The sequence below is a fragment of the Aeromonas sp. 2MA4 genome, assembly GCF_029237305.1.
In the GTDB taxonomy this organism is placed as follows: Bacteria; Pseudomonadota; Gammaproteobacteria; order Enterobacterales; family Aeromonadaceae; genus Aeromonas; species Aeromonas salmonicida.
The window spans coordinates 130,665-147,078 of record NZ_JAACFY010000012.1; the positions used below are offsets into that span (position 1 = coordinate 130,665).

A 16,414-nucleotide genomic window follows, 5' to 3' on the forward strand; every position below is an offset into this window, starting at 1 on the left:
GGGTACGTATCTGCCACCCCATGTCAAATGACAAGTCGCTCAGCCGGAAGCCTGAAACGACAACGCCCGGCGCAGGCCGGGCGTTGTCTCGGAGCGAGGGGCGTTAGCCGACCAGACTCAGGGCATCGCGGGCGATGACCAGCTCTTCATTGGTGGGCATCACCAGCGCCAGACGGCTGCCTTCAGCCGTGATGGGGCCTTCTCCACCGAGCACGGCGGCATTGTTGGCTTCTTTATTTACCTTGAAGCCGAACAGGGCCAGGCGATCCAGCACCATCTCGCGCACCATGGCGGCGTTTTCACCGATACCGCCGGTGAACACCAGGGCGTCGAGGCGACCCTCCATGGCAGCAGCGTAAGCGCCAACATACTTGGCAACTCTGTAGGTGAAGACATCCAGCGCACGCTTGGCGCCAGCGTCGGTCGCATAGTTGGAGGTGACATAGCGGCAATCGCTGCTCACCTCGGTCAGACCCAGCAGACCGGACTCGCGGGTAAGGGTGTGGTTGATCTCGTCCACGCTGTAACCGAGCTGATCGTGCATGAAGAAGACGACGGCGGGGTCGATGTCACCGCAACGGGTGCCCATCGCCAGCCCTTCCAGCGGGGTCAGACCCATGGAGGTATCGACGGACTCGCCGTTCTTGATGGCACAGACGGAAGCACCGTTGCCCAGGTGGCAGTTGATGATGTTGAGCTCGGCCAGCGGCTTGCCCAGCGCCTTGGCGGTCTCTTCCGCGATAAAGCGGTGAGAGGTGCCGTGAGCGCCGTAACGACGGATGCCGTTCTCTTTATAGAGCTTGTAGGGCAGCGCGTAGAGATAGGCTTCCTGCGGCAGCGTCTGGTGGAAGGCGGTGTCAAACACGGCCACGTTCTTCTCGGCAAGTTGCGGGAAGACCTTGAGCGCGGCACGAATGCCGATGAGGTGCGCCGGGTTGTGCAGGGGGGCGAACGGAATGGCGGCCTCGATGCCGGCGATCACGCCATCATCGATGCGAACGGAGCGGGAGAACTGCTCGCCACCGTGCACGATGCGATGGCCGATGGCCACCAGCTGCTCGGCCAGGGTCGGATCCTGAGGCAGGATGTGGCCCACTATGTGGTCGAGGGCGGCCTGGTGAGCGGCACCCACTCCCAGCATGGCTTCGCCCTTGACCCCGTGGAGTTTCCATTTGATACGTGCATCATCCAGATTGAAGCATTCGGCCAGGCCGGACAGCATGTCCTCACCTGTTTCGGCGTCCATTACGGCAAATTTCAGGGAAGAGCTACCGCAGTTAAGGATCAATACCAACTTGCTCATGTTCTACATCTTCCTGTGCTTCGGCTTTATGCCGACAGTGTCGTGTCATCCAACAATGGATGGGATTCCCCTGCCGGGGGCTTATGGTCGCAGGAAAGTGCGCCCAATTTTTCAATACGTTAAGTGCGGGTCCCGAAGACGCTGTGCACTCGATTCATCATGGGGTCGGTGTGGACCCGGAGGGTGCCGCGCACCCGTTGAGCTGCCGTGCTGACGGCTACAGGCCGGCCAGCAAATCCTTGTGCACCTTGACCACCAGCTTCTTCACGTGAGCCGGCTGGTTGGGGGTACAGAGAGGGCGATGCAGTTCTCCCGGCCAGAAGATGGCGAAGTCACCGGGCTGCAACGCCAGATAACTGGTCTGTTCGTCGTCAACGAACCAGAGATCGGGGTGGGGGTGATCGGCGCCGTCATTGACGCAACTGTGAGGCCCGACACCTATCCACTCTTCCCCGCGCAACAGCAGTTGTATATCCAGATACTGCTGATGAAACTCGCCACGGCGATCCGCTGCCGGCTCGGTCAGCTCTTCGCTCACCAGACAGAACAGCGTGAGGCCGTCGATCTCTGTCTTGCCTAGCGGCGCACTCAGCCAGTGGTCGACGCTTTTCACCACCTCGACCATGATGCGGGCCAGCGGGGCGGGCAGCGGCGTTCGCTGCAGGGTATTCAGACTGCCGGTGATCATGGCGAGCGGATCCTTAGGTGTATTCAGGCGGCATCTTTGCCGCAAAATGAAAAAGGACCCTGTTCAGGTCCTTGTGTCGCACCATCTGCAATCCATGCAGACAGGAAGCGTCTATTTGCTCGTGCCGAGCGTCTGAGGTCACTGTTACACACTCATCCGCTGCTTGCCAAGAAACGAAAACGCATTCGTCCGGTGATCGTACCAGCTGAAACAATATTATTCACTACTCCATCGTCGTCGACTTTGACCAGACGCAAAAACGGGAGCATCTGCTCCCGTTTTTTTCACACAACCGGTGTCATTCAAGCCTTGCGGGCGTTTTCCACCGGCTTGGCATACATGGCTCGCCAGATGGCCTTGTGCTCTTGTGGCACCTCTGACTGACGGGTAAGGAAGGCCGCCTGCTCTATGGTATTGGCCTTGCCGGACACATCTGCGGCCAGGTAGTTGCCCGGGAAGAGGCGATAATTGCCCCAGATTGCCTTGTCGATCAGCGCAGCCAGCTCGTCCGGATCGCTGAAACCCTCGCTGATGGGGGCGCCGAAGGAGACATGTACCCGCCCCTTCTGGCCGACGATGCCGGCAACGATGCTCTCGATATCCTCGAACTCGCCTTTTTCGTAGCTGCCGTTGACCGATTTCTCGTACAGCTCGCGCGCCTTGGCCTTGTCGGTGGGATCCAGCTCATAGCTGATGCTGACCGGCACTATGTTAAGGCTGCGCATGTAGTCGACGAAGTCGATTTTCTGCTTCTTGCCATCTACATAGAACATCTTGAGGATGGCGGGATCCGTCTTGTCATCGCCATTCTTGGCGCGCCCTTCCTTCTGGGCGATCCAGATAGAGTGGCCTTCGTGTACCGACTGGCCGATATAGGCGGACAGCTCGCCGAGCATCTTCATCATCTCCCGCGGTCCCTTGGCGGAGCGCTTGACGATGAAGCTCTTGTTGAGCTTCATCAGCTCGGTGGCGCAGGGTTTGCGCAGCAGGTTGTCACCGATGGCGATGCGCACCGTATCAAAACCATGGGTATGCAGCCCCCAGTTGACGAACGCCGGATCCATGGCGATGTCCCTGTGGTTGGAGACAAACAGGTAACCCTGCTCTTTCTTGAGGTGTTCGAGGCCGGAGAAGGTCACGCCCTTGGTGGAGGTGGCAATCATGCGGGACATGTAACGGGTCACCCCCATCTGCACCTGATGGATGGTGGTCACCTTGGACCACTTGTAGCGCAGGAATTGGCGGATCAGCGGGCGAATGGCCCAGCCAAGCCAGCTCATCAGGGAACCGAAACGATACTTGGCGATGGCGCCGATAAATTCATCATCCTGGATCAGCCGTTCTATGGCTGCCGGCACTTCTTCATCGCGGTAGGGGCGAATGTCCGCGAATCTATCTACTTCAGTCACAATGTCAGCCTTGCGTGTAAGGAGTCGCGGCCAACCGAGTTGGCCGGGAAATTCAGGGCGCAATTTTACACGCTTTTATGGCAAGGGGTATGGAGCGAGTACGAATAGTGAGATCTGACCAGTTAATCAGGCTGCAATGCCAGTGTCACCGCCGCTTCGGCATGAATCGCAGTGGTGTCATAGAGCGGAACAGCTGCTTTTGAGTCACCCACAAGCAAGGCAATCTCGGTACATCCCAGGATCACGGCCTGGGCACCCGCCTCGGCCAGCCCGGCGATGATGGCGAGATACTCGGCGCGCGATGACGCCAGGATCTCGCCAAGACAAAGCTCGTCATAAATGATGTTGTGCACCCGTTCTCGCTGCGCCGCTGGCGGCACCAGCACCTCAAGCCCGAACAGGGTTTGCAGGCGGCCCTTGTAGAAATTCTGCTCCATGGTGAAACGAGTGCCCAGCAGCCCGACCCTTTGTATCCCGTCCGCCAGCAACTGGCGGGCGGTGGCATCAGCGATATGGAGCAAAGGGATATCGATGGCAGCCTCAATCTCGGGCGCCACCTTGTGCATTGTGTTGGTGCCGATCAGCAGAAAATCGGCGCCGCCAGCCTGCAGCTTGCGCGCCTCGGCAGCCAGCAGCTTGGCGGTCGCGGGCCAGTCACCGGCATGCTGCAGCCGCTCTATCTCGGCAAAGTCGACGCTGCTCAGCAGCACCCGCGCCGAGTGCAGGCCGCCGAGCCGTGCCCGCACGTCCCGGTTGAACGCCTGATAGTAACTGACGGTGGATTCCCAGCTCATGCCACCCAGCAGACCGATACATTTCATGGGGACTCCTTTAATGCAGTGCCAGTGCAGTACGGCGCTGCCAGCGAGATAAAAAAGGCCCCGAAGGGCCAACAAGACAGAAGGTAAGGCCAAAGGTCCAGGGTCTGTTGACGTCTGTCACGGCCGGGCTGACACGTCAAGGGATCCTGGACGCCTAAATCCAGATCATCAGCACGCAGGCTGCCGTGGCGAGCCCCATGCCAAGGTTGAAACGACGCCAGCCTGTGGCGGTGCGGATGATGCGGCGCACCTGGGCACCGAACAGCACCCAAAAGGCACCGGTATATAGGCCGGTCACAAAAAAGATGCCGAGCACCCAGCTGGCCGAGGGCCAGTAAGCCTCCCCCGCCAGGGTAAAGCCACTGATGGCGGAGAGCGCCATCATCCAGGCCTTGGGGTTGAGCAGTTGCAGCATGGCTCCCTGATGGGCCGGAATGAGCGGTCGGTTGCCCTCGGCCGGGCCACTGGCGGTCGCCACCTTCCAGGCCAGCCAGAGCAGATAGGCCGAGCCAATCAGCTTGAGGCTGTCATGCAGCAGCGGCACCTTTTCAAACATCACCCCGAGCCCCAACGCCGTGGCCAGGATCATCAGGTTGATCCCCCCCACCACCCCCACCAGCAGTGGAAGAGTGCGGCGAAATCCCTGGGCGGCACCGGCACTGGTGAGCAGCATGTTATTGGGGCCCGGCGTACCGCAGGTGATGAGGGCAAAGCCCGCCAGGGGAAGCAACCAGTTCAGATCCATCTCAACCTCTTGGTGATACAAAGCGTCCGATATACGGCAAGCCTTCTAATATGCAGAGCCAGCCCAGTGGCGACAAGTCAGAAATGGCTCTTTCTTTCCTGCCAGTGGCGGGAGCTCAATACCAGAGCATCACCACACAAAGCGCCGTCAGCACACCAAGGGAGCCGTTGAGGCGCCGCCAGCCCCGATCCGTGCTGATCCAGTTGCTCAGCTGATGGCCGAACAAGACCCAGACAAAACAGACCGGCAGAGCCACCAGCACAAACATGGTCATCACTGCGAACTGGCTCGGCCAGTAACTGGCCCCGGTCAGGCTGAACAGACTGATGGCGGAGATGCCCATCATCCAGGCCTTGGGATTGAGAAACTGAAAGCCCAGCCCTTCCAGCAGGGTTAACGGACGGGCACGCCGGGCCGGATCACCGGGGGCACCGGCCACGGCGATGCGCCATGCCAACCACAGCAGATAGAGGCTGCCGAAGATCTGCAGCCCCAAGCGCAACAGAGGCCAGCTCTCGAACAGGGGATAGAGCCCCAATGCCATGACCAGTTGCAACACTGGCTGACCCACGGCCACGCCGGTCAGGTGTGGCAGGGTACGGCGCACCCCGAAGTTGGCGCCAGATGCCGTCAGCATCAGATTGTTGGGGCCCGGCGTACCGCAGGTGAGCACGGCAAAGCCGAACAGGGTGACATACCATTCCATCGTCATCTTGTGACTCCTTCATTGCCATATTGTATCGATACAATGTGGTGTATTTGATTGTGAACAGGTTGGCTTTCACGCTATATTGAGGACAATTTTGGATCAATGGATTTATTGTCACCATGACAATCTGGACCCCGGACCTGACCCCCTTCGATGGCCCCCTCTATCTCAAGCTGGTGAAAGCCATAGAGCAGGCCATTCTCAGTGGCGACCTGCCACCCCGAACCCGCTTGCCGACCCACAGGGCGCTGGCAGATCAGCTGGGAGTGACCGTCGGCACCATCACCCGTGCCTATGGCGAGGCGGAGCGGCGCGGCCTGTTGGCAGCCAAAGTCGGACACGGTACCTGGGTCAAAGGGACAGGTACGGATCCGGCCAATGAGTGGGTGATCCGCAAGGAAGAGGGGCATCGCATCGAGCTGTGGCAAAACCTGCCGGTACAACTGGACAGGGCCGCCATCATTCGCCCCATGCTGGAGGAAGTGGCCGACGGGGATCTCAATGCCCTGCTCGGCTATGACAAGGAGGCGGGCCAGCCCAGTCAGCGCCAGCTGTTCATCGACTGGCTGGCCGAGCAGGGGGTGCACGGCAGCGAGGATCGCCTGCTGTTCAGCCACGGCGCCCAGCACGGCATCATGCTCTCTCTGCTGGCCACCGGCTGCGTGGGGGAGACCATTTTATGTGAAGGCCTCAGCTACCCCGGCATGCTGGGCAATGCCCGCCAGCTGAAGAACCAGGTGGTAGGGCTGGCGATGGACGAGGAGGGGTTGATCCCCGCCGCGCTGGAGGCCGCCTGCCGCACGCGGCGGGCCAAGCTGCTCTACCTCACCCCGACCCTGCAAAACCCCACCACCGCCATCATGAGCCAGGCACGGCGCGAGGCCGTCGTCGCCATCGCACGCCACCATGACCTGCTGATCATCGAAGATGACGTCAACGGCCTGCTGCCCAATATCCCGGTGGCCCCCCTGGTCAACCTGGCGCCGGAGCGGGTCATCTATCTGGGCAGCCTGGCCAAGATCGCCTGTGGCGGGCTCAGGGTCGGCTTCGTGCTGGCGCCGCCCGCCCTGCGCAACGCCTTTGCCCAGGCGATGCGGTTGTCGAGCTGGATGGTGAGCCCCCTCTTGATCGAGCTGGCCTGCAAGCTGGTCAGCCAGCGCCAGATAATGCCATTGGTCGAGCAGCAGCGGCAGATCCTGGCACGTCGCGGCGAGCTGTTGCGCCACCTGTTGCCGGGAGCTCACTGGCAGGCGGGCTCAATGCACGCCTGGCTGCCATTGCCGGAACCGTGGCGCAGTCAGGAATTCGCCGAGGCCGCCAACGCCCTTGACGTCGGGGTGGCGAGCGGAGAACACTTCGCCGCCGGTCAGTTCGCCGCGCCGCAAGGGGTACGGTTGAGCCTGAGCCAACCGGCCACAGATGCCCGTGTCGCCGAGGGACTGGAGCGGCTGGCACAGCTGCTGCGCGCCGCGCCGCCCACCAATCCCCTGCTATAGTCAGCCACCATCAGTCAGCCACTATCCGGCCCAGCGCGCCAAGTCCCGGGCGCACAAAGGAGAGCCCATGCACCCGACCCGCGTCTCGCTTCTGCTTGTCACCCTGCTGCTGGGGGGCTGCGCTGCACCTGGTCATCAACAGCTGGGCACGGCACTGAGCGGGCTGGAGGGGGAGCTGCAACGGCTGGAAGAGGAGCTGGCCGCCATGAACGGCCTCCATTACCAGAAGGCGATCGATGCCCCCTTGAGCCTGCGCCGCCATCTGGTTGCCGCCTCCCCTCAGGTAGCAGGAGCACGGCTCGAGCGTCGCCAGTTACAGGATGGGCCACGGCTCAATTATCACTACCGGCTGCCGGATGGCATGACGACCCTGCCACTCGACAATCCCTGCCTGCGTTATGAGTTCGAGTTGCGCCATCTGGGTCGTCTGGGTCAGCTTGCGCTCAGCTGGCAGGGACGCGACGCTCAGGGCTCCCGCCTGATCCACCAGCGCGATTGCCCCTTCTCGGCCAGTGGGCCCGGCCTGCAATAAGCCGCCTTTGCTCAATCCGGACGCCCCCTATGGTCAGTTGAAAGGCGCCCCCACATCTTGTAGCTTGCCTCCATCCCCTTCTCTTGACTCCCTTGGCCGGAAACCGCCCTCATGAAACTGACTCCCCTGTGGCTGGCGCTGTGCAGCCTGCCTGTGCTGGCCTGTGGCCCGGATGGCTGCGAAACACCGCTCACCCTGCAACTGACCGCAGCCCAGTGCCATCTGAACGGACTGCCATTTCTCTCCCCCGATAACGACACCCGTACCAATCTGGCCTTGCTGCTGGCCGATGAGCAGGCTTTCTCCCTGCCCGGTGGGGCGCTACCTCTGCCATTTCGGGTCGATGAGCTGATAAGCCCGGCCGCTGGCGATACCGCACCTGCCGGACCGGCTCCCCTGCTGGTGCTGGCCGCGTCGCTTGGCATAGAGGCCGCCACCACTGAGGCGGCCATCACCCGGGCCGGCAGCTGGAGCGAGGGGCGCTGCATCAGCAACAATCCAGTCTCTGCCGAGGCCTTCTTGCAGGCACTGGTGCAAACGCCCGCCCTCACCGCCACCGATCGCACCCAGCTGGCAAGCCAGCGGCTCGCCATGCTGGGTCAGTGCGGCCATGCCCAGGACGCGGCAGAGAGCATGCCCCAGGGCGAAAGCCAGACGGCGCCGCTGTCCGCCGCCGCCAAGGGGTTTGCCGACTACCTGACCGCCAGCCAGCACTTCTATCAGGGGGAGTTTGCGCAAGCCGACGCCCTGTTTGCCGCCCTCGCCGAACAGGACCAGCCCTGGCTCACGGAGACGGCCGACTACATGAAGATCCGGGTCGCCCTCAACCAGTCCCAGCAAAGCGCCTTCGACGATTGGGGCAGCCTGGACCGCAGTCGGATCGATCAGGCTCAGCTACAGCGCTGCGAGCAGCTCATCACCGACTACCGCACCCGCTACCCACAGGGGCGTTATCTGGACTCCGCCACCGGCTTGTTGCGTCGACTTGCCTGGTTCAAGGGGGATAACGAGCTGCTGGCCAGTCACTATCTGCAGGCGAGCCAACAGCAGAGCCCGCCGGATCTGGTCAACGAGATAGATCTCAAACTGCTGATGCAACCCGGCTTCACCGGCTCGGCAACCATGCCCATGCTGACCCTGGTGCAGGATCTGCGCCGGCTGCGGATCCATGACAGCTGGGATGAGTGGCAGCCGCTGCTCGCCGCCGAGATCGGCCAGCAAGCCCCCCAGTTTGCCCGGCACGCCCCCTGGCTGGCCTATCTGGAGCAGTCCAGCCGCTACTATCTCGCCAAGGATTATGCCGCCGTGGTCGCTGCCGCCCCTGCGCTGGCCAACGGCCCCCTGAATCATCTGGCCTTCAGCCAGCAGGTATTGAAAGGGATGGCACTGGCTGCACAGCAGCAGTGGGCCAAAGCCGAACAGCAGTGGCGCGCCCTGCTCGCCAACCAGCCAACCCCCTTGCAGGATCAGCTGTTGCAGCTTGCCCTGGCCATGACCCTGGAACGGGCAGGCCAGCTGGAGCAGGTGTTTGCCAAGGAAAGCCCCATCAAGAGCGATCACTACCGCATCCCGCTGCTGGAGTATGTGGCACCGGCGCCTCTGCTGCGCCGCATGGCCCGGGATGAAACCGCCTCCGAGCCCCTGCGTCAGCGCGCCAGTTACACCTTGAGTTACAAGCAGCTGACCCATGGCGACTACCAGGGCTTCCTGCAAGATGTGGCAGGCACTCCCTCGGCGGCACCGTTCAACTGGCAAGGCAGCCAGGGTTATCAGTGCCCCGCCCTGACCGAGGTGGTCGCCACCCTCGCCAAGGCGCCTGGTACGCCCAGAGCCCTCAACTGCCTGGGCGAGTTTTTCCTGGCACAAGGGCTGGATTGGGATCCCCTGCTCCATCGACCGGGAGCCGATACCCTGGCGGGGAGCCAGGACCTGTTTGCCGGCAAGCAGCGCAGCCGCCTCGACTGGTATCAGCAGGTCATCGCCAATCCCAAAGCCGCCAAGGACGACAAGGCCTACGCCCTCTATCGCGCCATCAACTGCTACGCCCCGAGCGGCAGCAACGGTTGCGGCAGTCAGGATCTGCCCGTCAGCCAGCGCAAGGCCTGGTTCAACACCCTCAAGCAGCAACACGGGGCAAGCCAGTGGGCAAAACAGCTCAAATATTACTGGTGATACTGACCCTGCTCGGCACCGAGGCCAGGGCAAGCGTCGAGGCAAGCCAGTACCGCCAGTTCTGGTTGTGGGCCGGGGTCAGACCCCAACCCGTGTTGCAGCAGGCAGATCGCCTCTATCTGCATCAAGGGGAGATAGGCCCCCTGGACCCGGCCCTGCCCCTGCGCTTTCAGGGGCAGGGCATAGCACCGAGCAAGCTGCCGGTGGACGAACTCTGGCTCGCCTATCGGGTGGAGCGGCTCGACTGGGATGACACCCTGCTGCAGAACCTAGAAAACCAGCTGGCGGCCTGGCAGCGAAAGGGCAATGAAGTGCGCGGCGTCCAGATAGATTTCGATGCCCGCACCCACCAGCTGGCCGACTATGGACACTTCCTGCGTCAGCTGCGACAACAGTTGCCCGCTCGCTACGCCATCAGCATCACAGGCTTGCTGGACTGGACCCGCACCGGTGACATCAGGGAGCTGAATGCCCTGACAGCTGTGGTCGACGAGCTGGTGGTGCAGACCTATCGGGGCCGTCATACCGAACCCGGCTATGCCCGCTATCTGCAGACGCTGCACCGGCTGACACTGCCATTCAAGCTGGGGCTGGCGCAGGGGGGAGAGTGGGATCCCGCCTGGGAAGCGAGATTGGCACAGGTCCCCGCCTATGGGGGGGCTGTGGTGTTTCTGATCAATCCGCCCTCTCCTTGACCCCGGCGGGGTATTGACCCGAGTACAATTTACAGACAATAGTGGAAGCTCTTTTTGACTCCATCCCATGCCATACTTTTTCATATCGTGAACCAGCAAGGGAGCGCCAAGGATGCAGATCCTTTTGATCGCAGACGATGCCATGCTCAGCTCGGCCCTCTCCCAAGGACTGAGTGACCATGGCGTCACGCCATCCCAACTGACCTATTGCAAAGAGCTCACCACACTGCCCGCCCTGCTGCGTCAGCAGCCGTTCGACGCCATCATTTGCCGCCAATCTCGTCATCAGGCCCATGAGGGGATCCGCCTGCTGCAGGAGGCCCACTATCTGGGGCTGCTCGAACCTGGCTGCGTACTCTTGTTGCTGGATGGGGACGATGAATTGCTTCAGTACCCCCCTTCCGATCTCTATTTTCCACTGCGTCTATCCATGCCCTTCAACACGGATCAGCTGACGCGCTGTTTGCACGAACTGGTGTTGCTGACCGGGCTGACCCGCCACTTGGCCGCACCGATGAAACTCAGGGAGTGGCGCCTCGCCTGCTCCCTGTGCGAAGACCTGCTCTATCAGCACCAGAAGAACAAGGCGCTGGGCCCGCTGCTGGACAGGGTCAAGGGTTACATGTTGTTGCAGGAGCAGGATCACTTCCATGCTACCCAGCACTATGCCATGTGTACCACTGAGCACGACGCCTGGTGGCCGCGCAAGGGGCTGATCCACGCTCTGTTGGGGCTGAACAAGCTGGACAGCGCCCGCAAGGACCTGACCCGCAATCAGGAACGGCTGCCGCCGACAATCCAGCTGGAGCTGATGCTGGCCTGTCTGATGCACGAGGCGCAGTGGGAATCGGCCTGGGAAGTACTCGGCAAGCTGCTGCAAAAACAGTCCTGGTCACCCGAGTGGTGCCAGGCGGCCATCTTGCTGGCTCTGCTGCTGAAAGATGAAGGGAAGGCGCTCGAACAGGCCAACGCGCTCAGCCTGCGATTCTTCAGTGAGCACAGGTTCCGCCTGTCTATCGAGAATTTCGTCCTGAATGCCAGTCTGGCCGTGCTCTGGCACTACCCCACGGCAGCCAGGATCAGTGCCCTGCAACAGGAGTTTGACTATCTCAGCAAGGCCACCACACTGCGGGCCCACGAGGCTGCCTTGTTGCAGGCCCTTATGCTGGGTCTGGATTATCGCTTCGATGACGCCATAGTGCTGCTGGCCAAACACCCGCCGGAGGCGGCGCGGGACAATCATCTCAACCAGTTGCTCGGCTTTGCCGTCAGCCAGTTTTGCGGCCTGCCCCACCACGCCCAGCGCTATCTGGCAAAGCTCGGCCAGTACCAGGCCAGAGTGGCGCCATCACCGCTGCTCCAGCGACTGTTCACGCAGGTGGTCATCGACCTGAAACTGCAACTGGACCGCCGTGAAGAGCGCCTGACCTATCTGCGTCAGGAGCGGCAACGGGCCAGCGTATCGGGTCAGCATCAGCTGGCTGTGCAATACGCCCTGACGCTGCAGGAAGAGTTCCCGGCACTGCCGGGGGATGCCTGGCAACTGCTGGAGTTGCTGCAGCTGTGCTGGCCTGCCGGCATGCCGGCACCCAAGGTGGCACTGCTGGTTGATCGGCTGGAGCGGCGCCTGAACCACAGCGCCACCTTCATGGAGCACCATGCCGATGCGTATCAGAAGACCTTGCTGCAGATCCGATCACACCTGCACCCCAAGTCATCCTCTTCCCCGCCCAACTGAGCCCGGTGATGGCCGGGCTGGCGGACCTCGCAAGAAGCCCTCTTAAAACAGACCCCGCACCAGAATACCGGCGATCAGCAGCGGCGCAACCAGTCGCCAGCACCAGAGCAGGCCGAGCCGCAGCACGGGTGACAGACCTGCGGGCAGTATGGTGTCCCCCAGTCGCCAGCCCAGCAGCAGAGTCAGCACCAGGCCGAACAGCGGCATCATTAGGTTGGACGTCAGATAATCGAGCAAGTCGAAGATGGTCTTGCCAAACAGGGTCAGCTCGCTCCAGAGGCCGAATGAGAGGCTGACCGGAATACCTGACACCATGATGAGCAGGGTCAGCACCCGACAGGCACCGCGCCGTGACCAACCCCACTCCTCCGTGGTGAAACGCACCAGATGCTCCAGCATGGAGATGGAAGAGGATAGTGCCGCCACCAGCAGCAGCAGGAAGAAGACCACTCCCAGCCCCTGACCGAACGGCAGATGACTGAACACCGCGGGCATTGTCATGAAGGTGAGGCCGGGACCGGCAGTGGGATCGATACCGGTCGAGGCCAGCGCCGGGAAGATCATCAGACCCGCCAGCACGGAGATAAGGCTCGCCAGCGTCACCACCCAGACCCCGGAGCGCAGCACACCATCGCTGCTCGGCAGGTAGGCACCATAGGTGGTATGCACCCCGAGGCCAATGGAGAGGGAGAAGAAAGCCAGCCCCAGCGCATCCAGCACGCTCTGGCCGGTCAGCATGGAGAAGTCCGGCACCAGCAACTGACGCACCCCGGCCATGGAACCCGGCATGGAGAGACCCACCCCCACCAGCAACAACATCATGATGAACAGCGCCGGCATCATCCAGCGCAGTGCCCGCTCCACCCCTTTCTGAATGCCGCCCTGCACGAACCACCAGGTCAGTCCGGCAAAGACCAGATGAGTCAGCACGGGCCACCAGGGGTCACTGACATAACCGTTGAACAGGGCGGTGAGGGCGCTGCCCTCGCTCAGGTTGAGCTTGCCCGCCACCGCCAGCGCCGCATATCCCACGGTCCAGCCGCCCACCACGCTGTAGAAGCTGTAGATGAAGAAGCCGCACAGGATCCCCATGTAACCCATCCAGCGCCAGTTCGGGCCGACCAGCTTGTGGAAGGCACCGAGCACACCACGCTGACTGCGGCTGCCGAGCAATGTCTCCCCTACCAGTACGGCTACCCCCAGGGTGAAGCTGAACAGCAGGAACACCAGCAGGAAGGCACCGCCACCATTGGTGGCCGTCACATAGGGAAACTTCCAGATGGCGCCAAGGCCGATCGCCGTACCGGCCGCAGCCAGCACATGACCGAGACGGGAAGACCACTGAACCTGGCTCATACAACCTCCGGGGAACACAACATCACATCGATACTCCATGGGTAAACATTAAACGGGCAACCACAAAAAAGGCCGCCTGGCGGCGACCTTTGCAATGAACATTCAGACAAACTGCGCGTGCAAGGTCACCTCTCCTGAGAGCGGCAAAATCGGCCTGACAGCGCGAAAACGGGTGACATGAATAGGATGACCTGAACGCCAAAAAGGAGCCACAGCCTAAACCATGGCAAGAAAAATTGACATAATGAGAAATAAAATTTTTCAACTCCCATTGAAAACCCTATATTTATCAATCGGGGACGCCCTGTTGACCATGATAATGTCACCCCTGCGGCCACTTGATTCAGCATATGCAACAGGACAGCGCATGAAACGAACTCTGCTCATCGGAGCACTCTTCAGCCTCAGCCTGACACTGTCGGCACAGCCCTCGCTGACCCTGCTCAGCCATGAACTCGTCCCCTTCACTCACCATCATGATGGCAAGCTCGACGGGCTTGCAGTTCGCCTGATCCAGCAAATTCAAGATGAACTGGGAGAAACGTATCCCATCCGGATTTACCCCTTCAAACGGGCCCTGGCACTGACCAGACTGGAGCCGGGATATGCGCTGTTTGTTACCCAGTGGGCACCCGAGAGAGAACCCTTCTTTAAATGGGTAGGACCACTGTTTCGGAACAAAGTGATCATCTATCAGCCCCCGTCACCCAGACACAAACTGAAGAGCCTCGACGACTTGCGTCATTTGCCAAGGGTCGGGGTTGTGCTCGGTAATGCCGATGACGAACGGCTCACCCGCGAGGGATATACCAATCTGGTGCGCTACCAATCGGTTGAGGAAGCCTTGCAACGCTTGGTACTGGGCAAAATTGATGCATTTCCGGTAGGCGAAATGGTGCTGGATGCCACCTTGGCACAGCGAGGGTTATCACATAGCAGCGTGACAAACTCGGGGGTAGTCCTTCATGAGTCATGGCTCTACCTCGCCTTTTCCAGGGATCAGGATGATGCCGTCATAGCCCGTTGGCAGTCCGCGCTCGACAAGGTCAGGTTGAAAAGTGGGAGGGGCATGCTGCCCCCCCATCAAAATCGAACCTCACATCAAGCCGCGCAACAGGATCCCGCCGATCAATAAGGGTGCCAGCCAGCGCCAGCAGCCCATTACCAGGGTCCGCCAGTGCTGCGCCAATCCCTGGGGCAAGGCTCGCTGACCCAGCTTCCACCCCAGCAACAGGGTGAGCGCCAGCCCGAACATGGGCATCATCAGGTTGGAGGTGACAAAATCCAGCAGCTCGAAGATGTTCTTGCCAAACAGGGTCACATCCGCCCAGGGGCCGAACGACAGGCTGACGGGAATGCCGTTCACCATCACCAGCAGAGTAATGAGGCTGCAGGCCGCGCGGCGTGACCAGCCCAGGCTCTCGCAGATGAAGCACTGCAGATGCTCCAGCAGCGAGATGGCCGAAGAGAGCGCCGCCACCACCAGCAGGGAGAAGAAGATCACCGCCAGTCCCTGACCAAACGGCAACTGCTGGAACACCGCCGGCATCGTCATGAAGGTGAGGCCAGGGCCGGAGGCGGGATCTATGCCGGTCGCCGCCAGCACGGGGAAAATCATCAAGCCCGCCAGCACGGCGATCAGGCTCGCCAGCAGTACCACCCAGAGACTGGAACGACCCACGCCTTCGCTGGAAGGCAAGTAGGCACCATAAGTGGTGTGAATGCCGAGCCCGATGGAGAGGGAGAAGAAGGCCAGCCCCATGGCATCGAGCACGCCGGACATGCCGAGCTTGCTGAAGTCCGGCATCAGGAAGTGGCGTACCCCGGCCATGGCATTGGGCAGGGTAAGACCGAAGGCCACCAGCAGCAGTATCATGATGAACAGGGCCGGCATCATCCAGCGCAAGGTACGTTCCACCCCCTGCTGCACGCCCCCCTGCACGAACCACCAGGTGAGGGCGGCAAACAGCAGGTGGGTCAACACGGGCCAGAGCGGATCGCCGACGTAGTCGTTGAAGCGGGCGGTCAGGGCGGCACCATCCCCATGCTGCAGGCTACCGGCCAGCGCCATGCCGGTGTAGCCCAGGGTCCAGCCGCCCACCACGCTGTAGAAGCTGAAGATAAGCAGGCTGCAGAGCAGGCCCATGGCCCCGACCCAGCGCCAGCGCTTGCCCATCAGGGCGCTAAACGCCCCCACCACACCACGGCGGCTCATGCTGCCGAGCAGTGTCTCTCCCATCAGCACCGCCACCCCCAGGGTGAAACTGAACAGCAAAAAGACCAGCAGGAAGGCACCGCCACCATTGGCGGCGGTCACGTAGGGAAACTTCCAGATAGCGCCGAGACCGACGGCGGAGCCTGCGGCGGCCAGAATATAACCAAGCCGGGATGACCATTGGGACTGCTTCATAAGAACTCCAATACAGGTGCCCACGAGCTGGGCCCAAAACGGCGCTCAGAGTACGGCCAGGGCCACGCAATCACAACGACGCTTATCGGGCTAAAAAACGATTTATTGGCATCATTACCTAATAATATTCAGTTTTACGCGTTATCGTGCCGAAAAATAAAAACCGGAGCATTTTTGCTCCGGTTTTGACTGTCATGGACTCGCATTGAGCGCCTAGATGTGATCTCTCTGTAGGTTGTTCACTCGGGGCATTCCCGGAAAACTGGAGGCGCCAACCAAACCAATCATCCGAGGTGCCCCAGTGAACAACCATAAAAATGCCCGATTAACCGTCTTTGGT

At 61.3% G+C, this 16,414-nt stretch carries 14 protein-coding genes; 6 read left to right on the forward strand and 8 right to left on the reverse strand.

Features of this window, described 5'->3' with window-relative positions; all coding sequences use genetic code 11:
* Positions 1–103 precede the first annotated feature (103 nt).
* The 6 genes from GWQ31_RS13705 to GWQ31_RS13730 all read right to left on the reverse strand — a co-directional run bounded on the left by GWQ31_RS13705 (position 104) and on the right by GWQ31_RS13730 (position 5,678).
* Complete coding sequence (locus tag GWQ31_RS13705; RefSeq protein ID WP_275909591.1) at positions 104–1,303, reverse strand: acetate kinase; 1,200 nt, start codon at positions 1,301–1,303, stop codon at positions 104–106.
* Between the two features lie 217 nt (positions 1,304–1,520).
* Positions 1,521–1,991 carry a YhcH/YjgK/YiaL family protein gene (locus GWQ31_RS13710; RefSeq protein WP_275909592.1) on the reverse strand — a complete coding sequence of 157 codons (471 nt, stop codon included), beginning with the start codon at positions 1,989–1,991 and terminating at the stop codon, positions 1,521–1,523.
* Positions 1,992–2,293: 302 nt separating this feature from the next.
* Positions 2,294–3,400: a 1-acyl-sn-glycerol-3-phosphate acyltransferase gene (locus GWQ31_RS13715; RefSeq protein ID WP_021139500.1), complete on the reverse strand. Its 1,107-nt coding sequence runs from the start codon at positions 3,398–3,400 to the stop codon at positions 2,294–2,296.
* Between the two features lie 122 nt (positions 3,401–3,522).
* On the reverse strand, positions 3,523–4,221 hold the full coding sequence (locus GWQ31_RS13720; RefSeq protein ID WP_275909593.1) for an aspartate/glutamate racemase family protein: 699 nt from the start codon (positions 4,219–4,221) through the stop codon (positions 3,523–3,525).
* 154 nt (positions 4,222–4,375) lie between these two features.
* Complete coding sequence (locus tag GWQ31_RS13725) at positions 4,376–4,966, reverse strand: LysE family translocator (RefSeq protein WP_275909594.1); 591 nt, start codon at positions 4,964–4,966, stop codon at positions 4,376–4,378.
* A 115-nt stretch (positions 4,967–5,081) separates the two neighbouring features.
* The gene (locus tag GWQ31_RS13730) at positions 5,082–5,678 is read right to left on the reverse strand and encodes a LysE family translocator (RefSeq protein WP_155603047.1); all 597 of its coding nucleotides are present in this window, start codon (positions 5,676–5,678) and stop codon (positions 5,082–5,084) included.
* Positions 5,679–5,794: 116 nt separating this feature from the next.
* On the opposite strand from GWQ31_RS13730, the gene GWQ31_RS13735 reads away from it, so the two are divergent.
* The 5 genes from GWQ31_RS13735 (at position 5,795) to GWQ31_RS13755 (ending at position 12,308) form a co-directional block, all read left to right on the forward strand.
* Positions 5,795–7,171, forward strand: coding sequence for a PLP-dependent aminotransferase family protein (locus tag GWQ31_RS13735; RefSeq protein ID WP_275909595.1), 1,377 nt, complete (start codon positions 5,795–5,797; stop codon positions 7,169–7,171).
* Positions 7,172–7,238: 67 nt separating this feature from the next.
* Positions 7,239–7,703: a hypothetical protein gene (locus GWQ31_RS13740; protein WP_275909596.1), complete on the forward strand. Its 465-nt coding sequence runs from the start codon at positions 7,239–7,241 to the stop codon at positions 7,701–7,703.
* Between the two features lie 111 nt (positions 7,704–7,814).
* Entirely contained in the window at positions 7,815–9,875 is a 2,061-nt protein-coding gene (locus GWQ31_RS13745) for a hypothetical protein (protein ID WP_275909597.1), read from the forward strand.
* Positions 9,845–10,570: a DUF3142 domain-containing protein gene (locus GWQ31_RS13750; RefSeq protein ID WP_275909598.1), complete on the forward strand. Its 726-nt coding sequence runs from the start codon at positions 9,845–9,847 to the stop codon at positions 10,568–10,570. Before GWQ31_RS13745 ends, GWQ31_RS13750 begins: the two co-directional genes overlap by 31 nt.
* Positions 10,571–10,682: 112 nt before the next feature.
* The gene (locus GWQ31_RS13755) at positions 10,683–12,308 is read left to right on the forward strand and encodes a hypothetical protein (RefSeq protein WP_099994332.1); all 1,626 of its coding nucleotides are present in this window, start codon (positions 10,683–10,685) and stop codon (positions 12,306–12,308) included.
* Between the two features lie 42 nt (positions 12,309–12,350).
* Here the strand turns inward: GWQ31_RS13755 and GWQ31_RS13760 are convergent, their stop codons facing one another.
* Positions 12,351–13,664 carry a sodium-dependent transporter gene (locus tag GWQ31_RS13760; protein ID WP_021139492.1) on the reverse strand — a complete coding sequence of 438 codons (1,314 nt, stop codon included), beginning with the start codon at positions 13,662–13,664 and terminating at the stop codon, positions 12,351–12,353.
* Positions 13,665–14,031: 367 nt separating this feature from the next.
* Here GWQ31_RS13760 and GWQ31_RS13765 point away from each other — a divergent pair, with 367 nt between their 5' ends.
* Entirely contained in the window at positions 14,032–14,799 is a 768-nt protein-coding gene (locus tag GWQ31_RS13765; RefSeq protein ID WP_099994846.1) for an ABC transporter substrate-binding protein, read from the forward strand.
* Here GWQ31_RS13765 and GWQ31_RS13770 read toward each other — a convergent pair.
* Positions 14,761–16,074 carry a sodium-dependent transporter gene (locus GWQ31_RS13770; RefSeq protein ID WP_059112883.1) on the reverse strand — a complete coding sequence of 438 codons (1,314 nt, stop codon included), beginning with the start codon at positions 16,072–16,074 and terminating at the stop codon, positions 14,761–14,763. The two genes, GWQ31_RS13765 and GWQ31_RS13770, sit on opposite strands and share 39 nt — an antisense overlap.
* Positions 16,075–16,414 lie beyond the last annotated feature (340 nt).

Coding starts and splice junctions, on each gene's coding strand:
- GWQ31_RS13705 (WP_275909591.1), bottom strand. CDS start 1,303: ATGAGCAAGTTGGTATTGATCCTTAACTGCGGTAGCTCTTCCCTGAAA.
- GWQ31_RS13710 (WP_275909592.1), bottom strand. CDS start 1,991: ATGATCACCGGCAGTCTGAATACCCTGCAGCGAACGCCGCTGCCCGCC.
- GWQ31_RS13720 (WP_275909593.1), bottom strand. CDS start 4,221: ATGAAATGTATCGGTCTGCTGGGTGGCATGAGCTGGGAATCCACCGTC.
- GWQ31_RS13725 (WP_275909594.1), bottom strand. CDS start 4,966: ATGGATCTGAACTGGTTGCTTCCCCTGGCGGGCTTTGCCCTCATCACC.
- GWQ31_RS13730 (WP_155603047.1), bottom strand. CDS start 5,678: ATGACGATGGAATGGTATGTCACCCTGTTCGGCTTTGCCGTGCTCACC.
- GWQ31_RS13735 (WP_275909595.1), top strand. CDS start 5,795: ATGACAATCTGGACCCCGGACCTGACCCCCTTCGATGGCCCCCTCTAT.
- GWQ31_RS13740 (WP_275909596.1), top strand. CDS start 7,239: ATGCACCCGACCCGCGTCTCGCTTCTGCTTGTCACCCTGCTGCTGGGG.
- GWQ31_RS13745 (WP_275909597.1), top strand. CDS start 7,815: ATGAAACTGACTCCCCTGTGGCTGGCGCTGTGCAGCCTGCCTGTGCTG.
- GWQ31_RS13755 (WP_099994332.1), top strand. CDS start 10,683: ATGCAGATCCTTTTGATCGCAGACGATGCCATGCTCAGCTCGGCCCTC.
- GWQ31_RS13760 (WP_021139492.1), bottom strand. CDS start 13,664: ATGAGCCAGGTTCAGTGGTCTTCCCGTCTCGGTCATGTGCTGGCTGCG.
- GWQ31_RS13765 (WP_099994846.1), top strand. CDS start 14,032: ATGAAACGAACTCTGCTCATCGGAGCACTCTTCAGCCTCAGCCTGACA.
- GWQ31_RS13770 (WP_059112883.1), bottom strand. CDS start 16,074: ATGAAGCAGTCCCAATGGTCATCCCGGCTTGGTTATATTCTGGCCGCC.